This is a genomic window from Myroides fluvii (genome assembly GCF_009792295.1).
Classification (GTDB): Bacteria; Bacteroidota; Bacteroidia; order Flavobacteriales; family Flavobacteriaceae; genus Flavobacterium; species Flavobacterium fluvii_A.
This window is the reverse complement of the sequence record NZ_CP039934.1, coordinates 785,254-797,977: the sequence shown is the minus strand read 5'-3', so window position 1 is coordinate 797,977 and position 12,724 is coordinate 785,254. Positions and strand designations below refer to the sequence as shown.

Below are 12,724 nucleotides of genomic sequence, written 5' to 3'. Positions count from 1 at the left end.
TTTTGTTTCTATTTCTTCTTTTATAGTGTTAAAGTGGGTATTAAAAATTTGTCAAATTAGGATATATTTTTATATTTACTAGATATGAAATAAAATAAGTGTTAATTATGATAAAAAAGGTAGTATCATTATCCCTTCTGACGTTAATTACAGCCTCTACGTATGCAGGGGGGTATCGCGTTAGTATGCAAGGAAATAGACAGCTTGCGATGGGACATGCAGGGGTAGCTGTGATTAGCAGTGGTGCAGAGTCACTATTTTTTAACCCAGGTGCATCAGTTTATCTAGAGGATAAGTTTAACTTTTCTGCTGGGATGAATTATTTGGTCGCTGATACCAAATTCCAAAATAAGACCTATGGATGGGAGAATGAAACCCGAAACCCGGGAACGCCTTTTTATCTCTATGGGACTTATAAGGCAACGGATTGGATGACTGTCGGATTAGCGATTTATACGCCCTATGGAAGTGCGGTGGATTGGGATAGGGATTGGCAAGGTTCGCATTTAGTAAATAATATCGATTTAAAGGCCTTCTATTTCCAACCAACAGTAGCGTTCAAAGTGAGTAAGCATTTCAGTTTTGGTGGAGGGCCTATCTTCGTCAATGGAGGGGTTACTTTTGATCGAAATATATCGCGTAGTATGACCGATGAGCAAGGAAGAAGAACTAGTGTTGAAATTGAAGCGAAAAATGTAACGGCTTGGGGATGGACTGCTGGATATTTAGTAAGTGTGGATGATCACTTGCGTTTCGGATTGAACTACCGCTCTGAAATTATCATGAAAGAAAATAGCGGGAAAGCAAAATTCTCGCATGCCCCTGAATTTGGCAGTAGCATGTTTCAGGATGGTAAAATTAAAGCCGAAATGCCATTACCAGCTGAGTTAACGGTAGGAGCTTCTTATTCTTGGAATAAATGGGTATTTGCCTTTGATTACAACAGAACATTCTGGAAAGTATACGATGCATTGGTTATCGATTTTGTCGATAATAGCACCTTAGGAACTGCTGTGAATCCTAGAAATTACAAAGATTCAAGTACGTATCGCCTTGGAGCACAATACAGTGTAAATGAACAATTGACTTTAAGAGCTGGATGGTATTATGATGAAAGTCCAGTGCAAAAAGGATACTTTGCTCCAGAAACCCCTAGAAATGATTCTCGTGCCTATACGGGAGGTTTAACGTACAAGTTTAAAAATGGAATTGGCGTGGATCTTGTGTTCTCCTACTTGCACTTTAGTGATACTCATAGCTCTTACGATTATTTTCAAGAGGACGAGCAAAATGTGTCTTTTGGAGGAACGTATAAATCAGCTGTTACAAGTGGTGGTTTAGGAATTACTTATAGTTTTTAATGATTAAAGAGACTTAAAATGAAAAGAAAATATTTATATATAGCGCCACTTTTAGCTTTTTTAGCTGCAGGGTGTGAGCCATCTATCAAAGATGAGATTAATTCAGGCACATACTATGCTGGTGAAGCGGATTTTTCTTCTTATGTGGCTATCGGAAATTCTTTGACTGCTGGATATATGGATGGTACATTGTACCGCTCAGGACAACAAAATTCTTTCCCTAATATCTTAGCTAAACAATTTAAAATCGTAGGAGGGGGTGAATTTACACAGCCACCTTTAGGTGATGATACCAATGATGTAGGTGGAATGTTAATCAACGGAAATCCGCTACCTGGTTTTGATACTAAACTGGTGATGAATATGGCAACGAGTAGCCCAGAGAATAAAAAAGGGGTCGTGACATTAGACGTGAAGCAAAAAGCACAAAAAGCTTTTCACAATGCAGGAGTACCAGGAGCTAAAACCTTTCATTTAATTGCGCCAGGTTATGGTAGTATGAATAATTTATTGGCAGGAAAAGCAAATCCTTATTTTGTGCGTACCGCTACTTCAGATGAAACAACGGTTATGGCGGATGTTATGACGTTAAAACCTACCTTTTTTACGAATTGGATTGGAGCGAATGACGTATTGGCGTATGCTACCTCAGGAGGTGAAGGCTTGGATCAAAATGAACAAGCGAACGGAACGGATCTTACTCAATATGGAGGAAATGATATTACGCATGTAGGCGTGTTTAAAATGGCGTATGAAGGTATTGTCAACACGCTAGTTAGCGGTGGTGCAAAGGGAGTAGTAGCTACTGTGCCTGATGTGACGACAATTCCGTTCTTTACAACAGTGCCCTATAATCCAATAACTGCTGCTGCTGTTGTACAGCCAGGACAGGATCCAGATGAGGTTTTTGGACAGTTGAATATGTTGGTGGGCATGTTTAAAGGAATTTTAGAACAATTTGGACAAGGAGATCGCTTGCAATTATTGGATAAAAACAAAGCAAATCCCTTGTTGATTCAAGATAAAACATTAGATAATTTAGAAGCGCAAATCGAAGGAACGATTAAATTTTTGGTAGCATCAGGAAAGTTTCCGTTCCCTATTACGGATCCTGAAATTGCCTTTATAGCTAAAAGTTTTGGACAAGCGAGACATGCAACAGCAAAAGATTTAATGCTGTTGACAAGTAGAGCTCAAATTGGTGCTTCTTTCAATACAGGTAATCCTGTAATGGATGCGATGTTGAAAAAGGGAATTACCTATCCAATTGACGATAAATTTGTATTGAATGTAGTGGAGCAAGAAAAAGTACAGGCGGCTACCAATGCATTTAATTCAATTATCAAAAATGTAGCAAATGAAAAAGGATTAGCAGTGGCGGATATGAATGATTTATTGCGCAAAGCTGTAAGTGGTTTGAGAGTTGAGGATGGGCAAATTTATACTGCGGATTATTTTAAGGGAATGGGTAACTTAAATACGGTGATGTTTTCATTAGATGGTGTACATTTGAACCCGAGAGGATATGCGTTTATCGCTGCTGAAATTTTACGTGTAATCAACAAGCAGTATAAAGCGAATATTCCGCTGGTGAATCCTGCAGTTTATCCAGGACCAACCTTAGTTTTACAAAATTAAAAAATGAAATAAATGAGTTTTATCGTTCGATTATTAGTTACAACAGCGCTAGTTGTTTTTCTTTGTTGGCTCTTGCCAGGGGTGCACGTTGTAGGGTGGACTTCTGCCTTATGGGTCGCTGTAGTGATGGGATTGCTGAATATGTTCTTAAGACCTGTTTTGGTATTTATGACACTACCCGCTACAATTGTAACCATGGGGTTGTTTCTGTTTGTTATTAACGCAATCATCATCATGTTGAGTGCTTATTTTGTTGACGGATTTCAGGTTAATGGATTTTGGTATGCCCTATTATTCAGTTTAATTCTGGCTTTTTGTCAATCAATCACAAATGGGATTCTGCAAAATGGTGAACCAAGAAAGAGATAAAAAATTTAATAGTTGAAAGACAAACACTTAAAAAGTTGGACGGGTTGTAAAAATAATTTATTTTTGCAACCCAATTTTATATGTAAATACATCAAAAAATGAAGATTACAAGAAATAATGTAGATGCTCTTAATGCAATTGTTACTATTGAACTTGCAAAAGAAGATTACCAAGGTAATGTAGATACTGTGTTATCTAACTATAAAAAGAACGCTAACGTTCCTGGATTTAGAAAAGGTGCTGTACCGATGAGTTTGATTCAAAAACAATACGGAAAATCTGTGTTGTTCGAAGAAGTAAACAAAATGTTGCAAGAGAATTTGAATAACTATCTTGTAGAGGAAAAATTAGATATTTTAGGAAATCCTCTTCCAGCAATGAATGAGAACTTTGACTGGGATGCTGATGTATTAAAATTTGATTTCGAATTAGGATTAGCGCCTGAGTTTTCAGTAGACTTAGAGGGTAAAACAAATGTGACGAAGTTTAATATTGTTGCTGATGAGGCAATGTTAGATGAGCAAGTAGAATATATCCAAAAACAATACGGAAAATTAGTATCAAAAGAGTCAGTGGAAGAAACGTCTGAATTAGTTGGTACTTTTACAAACGAAGAAGAAGGAATCAACAAAGAGGTAACAATCGCTGTTGCTGATTTCAGAACAAAAACGAACCAAAAGAAATTCTTAGGCAAAAAAGTTGGGGATCAGGTTACGGTTAACACAAAAGGGTTATTCGAAGACGACCACAAATTGATGGATGTTTTAGGAATTAATCACGATCAAGTTCACGGATTAGAAGTTGATGTTATTTTTACAATTAACGAAATCAATGAATCTGAAAAAGCAGAATTAAATCAAGAGCTTTTTGATAAATTATTCGGACAAGATGTTGTTACTTCAGTAGAGCAATTGAAAGAAAAAATCAAAGAAGACGCTGAAAAACAATTCGCTTCTCAAGCAGATCAAAAATTCTTAAATGACGTTTTTGAGTCATTGTTAGAAACAACTACATTTGAATTGCCTGCAACATTCTTGAAAAAATGGTTAATGACTGCTGGTGAAACTCCAATGACGGATGAACAAGCTGCTGACGAATACGAAAAATCAGAAAAAGGATTGCGCTACCAATTAATCGAAGGAAAAGTAATGACTCAATATGAGTTGCAATTAACTTTCGAAGATATTAAAGCATACACTACAAAATTAATCAAAGAACAATTGGCTCAATTTGGTCAAACGGAACCAGATGACAAAACTGTTGAAGATATCGTTGCTAGAGTAATGTCTAACCAAGATGAGGTAAGACGTATTTCTGAGCAAGCAATGAATGAGAAAATGTTGGCTTTATTTGCAGACAAAGTAAAAGCAACAGTGAAAGAAATTTCTTACAAAGATTTCGTTAAGGAAATGTACGGAGAATAATTCTTTCCTGAAAAATAAGTATATTTGAGCGTCTATTTGAATGAATAGGCGCTCATTTTTTTAATCATAAAAAGAAATAGTTTATGGACTACGGAAAAGAATTTCAAAAATACGCAACGAAGCATCACGGTATAAATAGCATGTATTACGATAAAATCGTAAGCAGTATGACTCCATACATCATTGAAGAACGTCAAATGAATGTGGCTTCAATGGATGTTTTTTCACGTTTAATGATGGATCGTATCATTTTTTTAGGAACGGCAATTGACGATTATGTGGCTAATATTATTCAAGCGCAATTGTTGTTTTTATCTAGTGTTGATAATGAGAAAGACATCAGTATCTACGTAAACTCTCCAGGTGGAGGGGTATATGCTGGTTTGGGGATTTATGACACGATGCAATTCATTAAGCCTGATGTTGCGACTATTTGTACAGGTATGGCGGCTTCGATGGGAGCTGTGTTGTTATGTGCAGGAGCTGACGGTAAACGATCAGCGTTGCCACATTCACGTGTGATGATTCATCAACCGTTAGGAGGAGCTCAAGGTCAAGCTTCTGATATTGAGATTACAGCAAGAGAAATTTTAAAATTAAAAGGCGAATTATACCAAATCATTTCAAAACACTCGGGACAATCAATGGAGAAAGTACACCATGACAGTGATCGAGACTATTGGATGATTGCTGAAGAAGCAAAAGCTTATGGTATGATTGATGAGGTTTTAATTAGAGGATAAATTTATGGCAAAAGAAGAGATGAGATGTTCCTTTTGTGGGCGTCCAAAATCGGAAACAACTATTTTAATTGCGGGTATTGATGCGCATATTTGTGACCGTTGTGTGGATCAGGCTTATGGGATCGTTTTAGAAGAGGAGGATGCAAAACACTTAGAGGGTCTATCGAATGAATTGCTGCTAAAAAAGCCAATGGAAATCCGTGCTTTTTTAGATGAGTATGTGATTGGGCAAGATCAAACTAAAAAAGTAATGGCGGTAGCGGTTTATAATCACTATAAGCGTTTGTTACAAGAAATGAATGGAGAAGATGAGGATATTGAAATTGAAAAGAGCAATATCTTGATGGTGGGACAAACAGGAACTGGAAAAACTTTAGTGGCCAAAACTATCGCGAAAATGTTGAATGTGCCTTTGGCTATTGTTGATGCTACAGTTTTAACCGAAGCTGGGTACGTAGGAGAAGATGTGGAAGGTATTTTGACTAAACTTCTCCAAGCAGCAGATTACGAGGTGGAAAAAGCAGAACGCGGAATTATTTTTATTGATGAAATTGATAAGATAGCCCGTAAAAGTGATAACCCTTCGATTACACGTGATGTGTCAGGAGAGGGAGTTCAACAAGCGTTGCTTAAACTTTTAGAAGGAAGTGTTGTCAATGTGCCGCCAAAAGGAGGACGCAAGCATCCCGACCAAAAGTTTATCGAGGTGAATACGAAGAATATTCTCTTTATTGCTGGTGGTGCTTTTGATGGAATTGAACGCATTATTTCTAAGCGCTTGAACTTTCAATCTGTGGGGTATGGTTCTATTAAAGAAGGAGAAAAAGTAGATCGCACCAACTTGATGCAGTATATTATTCCTAAAGACGTCAAAGACTTTGGGTTAATTCCTGAAATTATAGGGCGTTTACCCGTTTTAACGTATATGAATCCCCTAGATAGGGAAACGTTGAGAGCAATCCTTACAGAGCCTAAAAATGCGTTAATTAAACAATATGAAAAATTGTTTGACATGGATAATATCGCTTTTTCGATTACAGATGAGGCGTTAGATTATATTGTAGATAAAGCATTAGAGTACAAACTTGGTGCGAGAGGTTTGCGTTCGCTTTGCGAAGCGATTTTAACCGATGCGATGTATGAGTTGCCGAGTAAAGAGAATGTAACAGAATTGATTGTAGATCGCGCTTATACAGAACAAGCATTGAATAAAAACTTGATGCAGCGTTTAGAAGCAGCGAGTTAATTGATTTGGTGTTAATAAAAACAGTTGATAAAGGAATCCGGTAGTTGTACTGGGTTCCTTTTTTTTATGATTTGAAACGACATGCAGGTAACCGGAACACTTCACTTACGAGCAAAAAAAAATCCCAAGCGTTAACTTGGGATTTTTTGTACTCGAGGCGGGACTTGAACCCGCACGAACATTACTGTTCACTGGATTTTAAGTCCAGCGTGTCTACCACTTCCACCACTTGAGCCTTTACTCATCAGTATTAGAACTGTTTTGCGAGTGCAAAGATAGTATAAAAAAAGCTTGCTACAAGAAAAAAAACAATAAAAATGAATATTTTTTTAAGGTGTTGATTTACATTTCTGATAATCAGTATTTTGTTTATTGGAGATTGTTTTTTGTTGTGGGTTAATCTTCGGGGAAATCGCCAAAAATATCCAATGATAAATCCAAGGTTTCTGCGGAAACAAAGTTTAGAATTACCTCTTCAATACCATTTTCAAAACGCAGCTCCGTGTTGAATCGACGACTGGTGCCAAATGTATTGCCTTCGATAACGGTTTTGAAGTAGAATTTTCCACTGGGTGTTTTAAAACGGATGGCTTCAACAGCAGTGAAGTTGTTCTTGAGGTACGCGATGGTCTCGTAAACTTCTTCTTTGGTTAGGTGTTCTTGGCTTGTAAGTAGAGTTCGTCCTCTGCGATGTTCAAATGTGAACTTATACGTCTCATTTTCTTTCTGGCTAATAACGATTGCGCTCATAATAAAAATGTAATAAATTCAAGATTGTTGACGCGAATAGCAATTCGCACGGGTATAAAAAAAAAGTCCCAAGCGTTAACTTGGGACTTTTGTACTCGAGGCGGGACTTGAACCCGCACGAACATTACTGTTCACTGGATTTTAAGTCCAGCGTGTCTACCACTTCCACCACTCGAGCGTAATTAAATTACTGGAGCGAAAAACGGGGTTCGAACCCGCGACCTCAACCTTGGCAAGGTTGCGCTCTACCAACTGAGCTATTTTCGCATGTCTTTGTAAGATCGTGCAGTACTTCTGTATTGCGAGGGCAAATATAGAATAGAATTTCTTGTTTTGCAAGCTTTTTTAAGGATAAAATTGGAGTGTTTTTGCTTCTGATTGATAATGAAAGGGTTGTGTGGTGGTTTTTCAGTGCGTTTATTCATTTTATTTATCAATCAAGATGCTCTTTTTTTTCTCAAGCTCAAGAGGGAAGAGAGATGGGAGTCTATTTATTTGTTTTTTATTAACATTTTTAGTTTTGTTTATTATGTGTAATATATATTGTTTTTTATAAATAATAAAAATAATAGTTGTTTTTTTTGTATATTGTTGTCTGTAATGCTATTTGCTTCATGGCTAACGGGAATTTTATTGTTAATTAGTTAACTAAATTGATGGGGTTCACGTGACGATGTAGTGCTTTTACGGAATGTCTAACCAAATGATCAATTATGAACAACAGTACTTACCTAAATGTTTTAACTATAAAAAAACAAAAAAACAACCGGTGGCTCCAATGGCTACTCTTGTTTCTGATTCTTTTAAGTGGTCCTCTTGCTTTTGCCCAATTTCCTTCCCCTTATTGCGAGGTGGATGGTTATAGTGTGGAAGAGATTACTAAAATTGAAATGGCTGGGGTTGAAATTAACAACACCAACGACTCTGATTTTTTAGTTGATTTTACTACAAGTGTAGCTGAAGTGGCAGTAGGACAGGCTTATACGCTAACGGTTCAAGGAAATACCTATGGAGATGAAAATGATTTTTACGCGTTTATTGACTGGAATCACAATGGTTTTTTAGATGATGCTGGTGAAATCTATTATATCGGACGATTAGATGACTCCGATGGAACAGATGGACAAAATGTTTCATTGAGTATTGTTGTACCCACAACGGCTGTAGCGGGTCAAACTCGTATTCGAATTACGAAAACCTGGATATTTGATGGATTTGACGTGAATCCTGATCCATGTTGGATTAGTGGATATGATGAGGATTGGGAAGAAAATGATGACTCCTTTGGTCAAGCCATTGATTTTACTTTAAATGTAGATTCTGATAATGAAACTCCTCAGCCAAGTGAAAGTTGTGAAATAGAAGTGAAGCTTGCTTTTCCTCAGTATGGTGATGTAACGACTTGGAAATTAATCGATGCAGACGGACGCACTGTTCTCAGTGGTGGTCCTTATGAATCTTGGTCTTATAGAAATTTTGTGATTAATCGTTCGTATACTGGTTCAAACCATCCATATTCGCTGCAAATTACGGTGAATGATGAATTTTGGGGTGGTTGTGATAATATAGTGAATTATGAAGTAACGGTAGGAGGAGTGGTAGATGTCTCAGGTACGGTAACTGCTTGTGAGGAACTTGTTTCAGAAACGTTTCTTATTGGGCCATGTCCGACTTGTGGGCCTCCAACGCGATTGACTAAAACTAATATTACCACTACAGGCTTTACATTGAATTGGACGAGTAGTGGAAATCAATTTGAAATTGAATATGGACCTGTTGGCTTTGTACAAGGTAGTGCGGCGGGGACCATCATACAAAATATTACAGCGACGTCTTATACTTTTACAAATTTAACTCGTTCACAGGCTTACGAGTTTTATGTCCGTCGAATTTGTACTGATGAAGCAGAGGAAAGTGACTGGGCAGGACCTTTGGTTTTTGACGAGATTTTGACGACACCTTCTCCTTGGCATGAAGATTTCAGTGATGGACAAGAATATCCTCTAGGATGGGCTCCGTTAACTGGTGCAACTTGGAGTTTTACTCCTGTTACAACCGACCATGGGAATAGCATTCATACAACTTTATATGATGAATGGATTTTTGGCGGGGTGCTAACAGGTGGTTTTTCAACGATTACGGTAGGGCCAATTCTAGATGGAGATACGTTCTCCTTCGATTATTTATTAACAGATGACGATGACGCTCCTGCTTATGCAGATCTAGGTCATTTTACGGTTGAGTTTTCTACTGATTTTGGACAGTCCTTTTCTACCATAGAAACCATTAATAGTGATGGAACAAGTGGTTGGCAATCGTTTACGTATGATTTGGAGGATTATGTTGGGCTGTATCTGAAAATTAGAATTAAAGCTAATGTAGATGATACCTTTGTAGACTTTAATGTGGCTTTCGATAATTTTGATATTTCAGGAGGGGTGCCATGTGACGAGGTTACGCTTGCAGAAGTTGAAGTGACGGATGAAGAAACAGTCTTGCATATTGAATCGGATGGAACAACTTTTGAAATGGAATATGGACCTGCTGGTTTTGTGCGAGGAACAGGAATAATTGAGACTAATGTTACTTCTCCTTACACATTTACAAATTTAACAGCAGATACAACGTATGAAGTGTATGTACGTGCATTGCCATGTGGAGCATGGTATGGGCCTGTAGCTTTTGAAACCCTGCCTCTGGATAGTCAAGTGATTACAGTAGAAGATGTGGTAAAAGTATATGGTGATGTGCCTTTTCTACATGGATCATCGGATAGTGGTTTAGCTTTAAGTTATGCCGTAGCAGATGAAACAGTTGCTAAGTTCGAAAATGGGAAATTAGCGATTAAAGGTGTGGGAACAACAATCATTACGGCTAGTCAAGCAGGTAATAATGTTTATTTACCCGCAGAAGATGTGTCTTTTGCTTTAACTGTAACCAAGGCTATGTTAACGGTGACAGCAGATAGCAATCAAAGTAAAAGATATGGAAGTGAAGATTCTGTCTTAACGTATACCGGAACAGGATTTAAATATACAGATACTGCGGCCGTTTTAACGGGGACTCTTGCTAGAGAAGCGGGTGAAGAAATGGGGATGTATGCTATTACACAAGGTGATTTGGACGGTGGAAGAAATTATGATATCACTTTTATCAGTACAGATTTCCAGATTATTCAAGCGGAATTAGTAGTAACAGTGCGTAGGCAGACGAAAGTATATGGAGAAGCAGATCCTGTTTTTACTTATGAAGTAACAGGCTTGTTAAACAACGATACGGAAGCGAATGTATTAAGAGGAGTACTTGATCGTATAGCTGGAGAAAATGTGGGGACTTATGCAATTACGCAAGGTAATCTGCAAGTAATGGGTTCAAATTATGAATTGGTTTTCCACGAAGGTGAATTGACTATTACACCGGCGGGGTTAATCATTCTACCTGGCGCAGGTCAGCAAAAAGGCTATGGACAAGTAGATCCTATTTTGACCTTTACTATAACAGGTTTTAAATTTAACGATACTGCAGCAACTGCTTTAACAGGGGTGTTGGGTAGACAAATTGGAGAAAACGCAGGTTTGTATAACTATGCTCTAGGTACATTGCAAGCTTTGTTAGGCAATTATACATTTACTGTAGATCCGCAAGAAAAGTTTGAAATAACACCCGCACCTTTGGAAATAGTGGCGAGAGAAAATCAGTTCAAAAATTATGGAGAGGCTGATCCAATTTTCATGTTCAACGTTATAGGTTTGCAAAGAGGTGATACTCCGATTCAAGTTACTACGGGGAATTTGACACGTGTAATGGGAGAGGATATAGGATTCTATGCTATTCAGCAAGGTACTTTAACGGTAAGAGCAAATTATACGTTAACCTCTTTTACAGGTGCTGATTTTGAAATTAAACAAGGTCAAATAACAGGGGTATCGTTGCCAAATCGAGTTTTTGTTTATGATGGTCAAGTAAAAGCCCTACAAGTAGAAGGAAATATTAGACCTGAGGCAACGATTACGTATACGAATAACAATCAAACTGAAGTGGGAGACTATGCCGTGACCGCTGTTGTAGATTATGGACCTGCATTTGAGACTGTGACCTTACAAGGAATGTTGAAAATTGTGAAAGCAGATCAAGAGATTGATTTTGAAACAGTAACGACCGTGGTAATTGAAGATACACCAACCTTGCAATTAACTGCAACTGCGAGTTCTGGATTGCCTGTTTCTTATCGCATTACGGATGCAATAGATCAGACAGTTGCAACAGTAAGTGAAGATGGATTCGTGCGTTTCTTACGTCCAGGATTCGTAACCCTAACTGCTTATCAGTCTGGAAACGAAAATTATAATCCAGCGATACCTGTTCACAGAACAATCGAAGTAACAAGTCGAGCGGTAGAAATTGAAAACTTAATTATCGATGGGGTTTCTTATGGAAAACCAGAGAAAGAAGTGTATGTTACGATTGGTTGTGATCATGCACAAGATCAGGTTGTCATTGAAGTTCAAGTAGCGGATGGAGTAGTCGTATCGCCTGCCACTTTTATTACAGTAGTAACTAAAGATTTGGGTAGATATGAACAGGTCATTACCGTTACTTCACCTCGTGGTACAGATCATGCAACATATAAGATATACATTGAAAAACGCATGGCCACAGAACGTATTGTTTATCAAAAATACAACAATGTTTTATTGGTAAACAACAATAAACAAACCAATGGGGGCTATGTGTTTAAAGGATATGAATGGTTTAAGAATGGCGTATCTATCGGTGATAAGCAAGCGTATTCTGCTGGAAATAATGTTGGAGATGTATTAGAACCTGGGGCGGAGTATCACGTTGTATTGACATTAAGTAATGGTAAAAAGGTCGTTAGTTGTCCAATTTATATTGAAAATAAAGCAACGGCTGATTGGGGAGTATATCCAAATCCAGTACAGAAAAGTCAAGCTTTACATATTCGCTTAAATGAGGATCAACAACAAGCAGTAAGTTATGTCATATTCAATGTAAAAGGACAAAAAGTAATGGAAGGATCGTTTGTGGAAGGTTCTACAGCTAAACAAGTTGAAATACCTTCGACAGTGGCAGTAGGATCTTATATCCTTGTTCTGAAAGGAACTAATACACAGCAAAGTGTACAGTTTATTGTGAAGGAATAAAAATTGAATTTTTGAAGTAAAAAAACAT

8 protein-coding genes and 3 tRNA genes are annotated in these 12,724 nt (G+C 37.6%); 7 read left to right on the top strand and 4 right to left on the bottom strand.

Annotated elements, in window-relative coordinates; genetic code table 11:
* Positions 1 to 107 precede the first annotated feature (107 nt).
* The 6 genes from FBR08_RS03765 (at position 108) to clpX (ending at position 6,781) form a co-directional block, all read left to right on the top strand.
* Positions 108 to 1,361: an OmpP1/FadL family transporter gene (locus FBR08_RS03765; RefSeq protein ID WP_158961480.1), complete on the top strand. Its 1,254-nt coding sequence runs from the start codon at positions 108 to 110 to the stop codon at positions 1,359 to 1,361.
* 18 nt (positions 1,362 to 1,379) lie between these two features.
* Positions 1,380 to 2,999: an SGNH/GDSL hydrolase family protein gene (locus FBR08_RS03760; protein ID WP_158961479.1), complete on the top strand. Its 1,620-nt coding sequence runs from the start codon at positions 1,380 to 1,382 to the stop codon at positions 2,997 to 2,999.
* Positions 3,000 to 3,011: 12 nt separating this feature from the next.
* Positions 3,012 to 3,368, top strand: a complete 357-nt coding sequence (locus FBR08_RS03755) for a phage holin family protein (RefSeq protein ID WP_158961478.1) — start codon at positions 3,012 to 3,014, stop codon at positions 3,366 to 3,368.
* Between the two features lie 98 nt (positions 3,369 to 3,466).
* Complete coding sequence (tig, locus tag FBR08_RS03750; RefSeq protein ID WP_158961477.1) at positions 3,467 to 4,792, top strand: trigger factor; 1,326 nt, start codon at positions 3,467 to 3,469, stop codon at positions 4,790 to 4,792.
* An 83-nt stretch (positions 4,793 to 4,875) separates the two neighbouring features.
* Positions 4,876 to 5,535: an ATP-dependent Clp endopeptidase proteolytic subunit ClpP gene (gene clpP / locus FBR08_RS03745; RefSeq protein WP_158961476.1), complete on the top strand. Its 660-nt coding sequence runs from the start codon at positions 4,876 to 4,878 to the stop codon at positions 5,533 to 5,535.
* Positions 5,536 to 5,539: 4 nt separating this feature from the next.
* On the top strand, positions 5,540 to 6,781 hold the full coding sequence (gene clpX / locus FBR08_RS03740) for an ATP-dependent Clp protease ATP-binding subunit ClpX (protein WP_158961475.1): 1,242 nt from the start codon (positions 5,540 to 5,542) through the stop codon (positions 6,779 to 6,781).
* 149 nt (positions 6,782 to 6,930) lie between these two features.
* Here clpX and FBR08_RS03735 read toward each other — a convergent pair.
* From FBR08_RS03735 to FBR08_RS03720, 4 genes are all read right to left on the bottom strand, one after another.
* Positions 6,931 to 7,016: transfer RNA gene (locus FBR08_RS03735), tRNA-Leu, on the bottom strand.
* Between the two features lie 161 nt (positions 7,017 to 7,177).
* A complete protein-coding gene (locus FBR08_RS03730) occupies positions 7,178 to 7,531 on the bottom strand; it encodes a hypothetical protein (protein WP_158961474.1) in 354 nt (117 codons plus the stop codon).
* 92 nt (positions 7,532 to 7,623) lie between these two features.
* Positions 7,624 to 7,709: transfer RNA gene (locus FBR08_RS03725), tRNA-Leu, on the bottom strand.
* Between the two features lie 13 nt (positions 7,710 to 7,722).
* Positions 7,723 to 7,798: transfer RNA gene (locus tag FBR08_RS03720), tRNA-Gly, on the bottom strand.
* A gap of 446 nt (positions 7,799 to 8,244) precedes the next feature.
* Here FBR08_RS03720 and FBR08_RS03715 point away from each other — a divergent pair.
* Positions 8,245 to 12,696 carry an MBG domain-containing protein gene (locus tag FBR08_RS03715; protein WP_158961473.1) on the top strand — a complete coding sequence of 1,484 codons (4,452 nt, stop codon included), beginning with the start codon at positions 8,245 to 8,247 and terminating at the stop codon, positions 12,694 to 12,696.
* Positions 12,697 to 12,724 lie beyond the last annotated feature (28 nt).

Bases quoted from the DNA above. Each gene is read 5' to 3' on its own strand.
- FBR08_RS03765 (WP_158961480.1), top strand. From the start codon at position 108: ATGATAAAAAAGGTAGTATCATTATCCCTTCTGACGTTAATTACAGCC.
- FBR08_RS03760 (WP_158961479.1), top strand. From the start codon at position 1,380: ATGAAAAGAAAATATTTATATATAGCGCCACTTTTAGCTTTTTTAGCT.
- FBR08_RS03755 (WP_158961478.1), top strand. From the start codon at position 3,012: ATGAGTTTTATCGTTCGATTATTAGTTACAACAGCGCTAGTTGTTTTT.
- tig (WP_158961477.1), top strand. From the start codon at position 3,467: ATGAAGATTACAAGAAATAATGTAGATGCTCTTAATGCAATTGTTACT.
- clpP (WP_158961476.1), top strand. From the start codon at position 4,876: ATGGACTACGGAAAAGAATTTCAAAAATACGCAACGAAGCATCACGGT.
- clpX (WP_158961475.1), top strand. From the start codon at position 5,540: ATGGCAAAAGAAGAGATGAGATGTTCCTTTTGTGGGCGTCCAAAATCG.
- FBR08_RS03730 (WP_158961474.1), bottom strand. From the start codon at position 7,531: ATGAGCGCAATCGTTATTAGCCAGAAAGAAAATGAGACGTATAAGTTC.
- FBR08_RS03715 (WP_158961473.1), top strand. From the start codon at position 8,245: ATGAACAACAGTACTTACCTAAATGTTTTAACTATAAAAAAACAAAAA.